Raw genomic sequence first — 2,293 nt, 5'->3', positions numbered from 1 at the left:
GTTAACATCACTAACCGAAATGACAGCAAAGTATCTGATTCCCTGCGTGATCGTATCAACGCATGGTTGGAAAGTAGTGCAGAACGCTATGAAGCGATTACCAGCGCCCAGGTGACTATTGAAAAGTCTGATGAGCGTTCTGCCGTGGTAGAAGCAACAGTCCACGTTGCAGGTAAAGATGTATTTGCCAAATCTGAAGCGGCTAACTTGTATGCGGCATTAGACGGGCTGGAAGATAAAATTGATCGTCAGCTGGATAAGATTCACCAGAAACACGTCAACAAAAAAGGTACTCAGAAACCTGAAGAGATGGACTCTGATGCTGGTGTTGATGCAGACGACATGGATGAGGATGCAGTTCTGGTTTGATAAAACCATATCACATACAGGTTGCGTCGCTTGAAGTGTAGTTAAGGTATCGCGCGTAACTTTTTAGTTTCATGACATGGTGTATAAGGCGATAAAACCCCAGCCAGAGTTAGCTCTCGCTGGGGTTTTTCGTTTTGGTGTTTCGGTCGCTGGTGGTTTTACTGCAGAGCAGGTAAATTTCGGTATAGCTCTAAGGCTTCCGGGTTAGCCAGTGCATCGGTGTTGGCGACAGCTTCATTCATGACAACCTGCTTAACGGCGAGCTCGACAATTTTTCCGCTTAAGGTGTGAGGTATATCCGCGACCTGAATCACTTTGTCGGGGACATGATGCGGGCTGGTATGTCTCAGAATCATACCCTTAATCTTTTCGACGAGCGCGCTATCCAGCGTCATATCCGCCTGTAAGCGAACAAACAGAATCACCCGTACGTCTCCGTTCCAGGGTTGGCCGATACAGATGCTCTCCATGACCTCTTCTAGCTGTTCTACCTGGCGATAGATCTCGGCTGTGCCTATGCGTACGCCACCGGGATTCAGTACAGCATCGGAGCGGCCGTAGATAATCAGGCCATCATGATCGGTGATCTCTGCATAATCGCCGTGTGCCCATACATTGGTGAAGCGGGAAAAATAGGTTTCATGGTAGCGGGATTGTTCCGGGTCATCCCAAAAACCAATCGGCATGGACGGGAAGGGCGCTGTGCAGACCAGCTCACCTTTCTGACCGGTGACCGATTGTCCGTGATCGTTGAACACCGCCACTTCCATACCCAATCCCCGGCACTGTATTTCACCGGGATACACCGGACGAATAGGGCAGCCAAGGGCAAAGCAGGAGATGATGTCCGTACCACCGGAGATAGATGCCAGCATCAGGTTGGTTTTGATGTGTTGGTAGACATATTCAAAGCTTTCGTGGGAAAGGGGTGAGCCGGTGGAGAGCAGTACCCGTAAACGTGTGAGTGCATAATCATTCATTGGAGACAGTCCTGTTTTCTCCATTGCAGACAGATACTTGGCGCTGACGCCCATCACGCTAATCTCTTCGCTATCGGCGAGTTTCCAAAGCACCTCTACGTCAGGCGCAAAGGGTGCACCGTCATACAAAACCAGTTTAGCGCCGCTGGCCAATCCGCTGACTAGCCAATTCCACATCATCCAGCCGCATGTGGTGTAGTAGAAGAAGGTGTCTTCACGGTTCAGATTGAGGTGTAAACGGTGTTCTTTTATATGCTGAATTAGCGTGCCTCCCACACTGTGTACGATACATTTAGGTACACCGGTGGTGCCGGATGAGTAGAGGATGTAGAGCGGATCGTTAAAGCGTTGTTGTAAAAAGTCGATCGTCGCGGGTTGCTGATCGGGGGCGAAATCGCTGAACAGTACGGCCTTGTGAATGTGTTTTATATCCGGTTTCTTGTGGAGATAAGGTATGACGATGATCTTTTCTACAGAATCGATGTTTTGAGCCACGCTATTGATTGTGTGGAGGCAGTCGGTTTGCCGGCCATTGTAGTAAGAGCCATCGGTGGTAAAGATCAGCCGTGGCTGGATTTGGCCAAAGCGGTCAAGTGTGCCCTGAATGCCAAAGTCTGGTGAGCAGGCACTCCAGACGGCCCCTAAAGAGGTGGCTGCGAGCATCACGACGACTGTTTCCGCTATATTCGGCATATAGCCTGCAATTCGATCTCCAGGCACGATGCCATACGTTTTTAAGGCATGAGCCAGGACTGCAACCTGAGTGAAGAGCTCTGCATAGGTCAGTGAACTGTGTTTCCCTTCTTCGTTCCAACTGACGATGGCCGTGTGTTCGTCTCGATAGCGGAGTAGGTTTTCGGCAAAGTTCAGGCGGGCTTCGGGAAACCAGCGGCTTTTATAAAATGGGCGCTCGCGTTGCAGAATATGGTCGCTGTCGGCTGAGG

Annotated in this window: 2 protein-coding genes; one reads left to right on the top strand and one right to left on the bottom strand. The window is 50.2% G+C overall.

The window, feature by feature from the left end; genetic code table 11:
* Positions 1-369: ribosome hibernation-promoting factor, HPF/YfiA family (gene hpf / locus ABYW01_RS19745; protein WP_372836103.1), on the top strand; the 369-nt coding region annotated here is incomplete at its 5' end.
* A gap of 158 nt (positions 370-527) precedes the next feature.
* On the opposite strand, the gene ABYW01_RS19740 is transcribed toward hpf, so the two are convergent.
* Positions 528-2,293: acetoacetate--CoA ligase (locus ABYW01_RS19740; protein ID WP_372836101.1), on the bottom strand; the 1,766-nt coding region annotated here is incomplete at its 5' end.

Origin of the sequence: Pontibacterium sp. (genome assembly GCF_041587635.1) — a bacterium.
GTDB lineage: Bacteria > Pseudomonadota > Gammaproteobacteria > Pseudomonadales > Balneatricaceae > Pontibacterium.
This window is presented reverse-complemented; position numbering and strand designations above follow the sequence as displayed.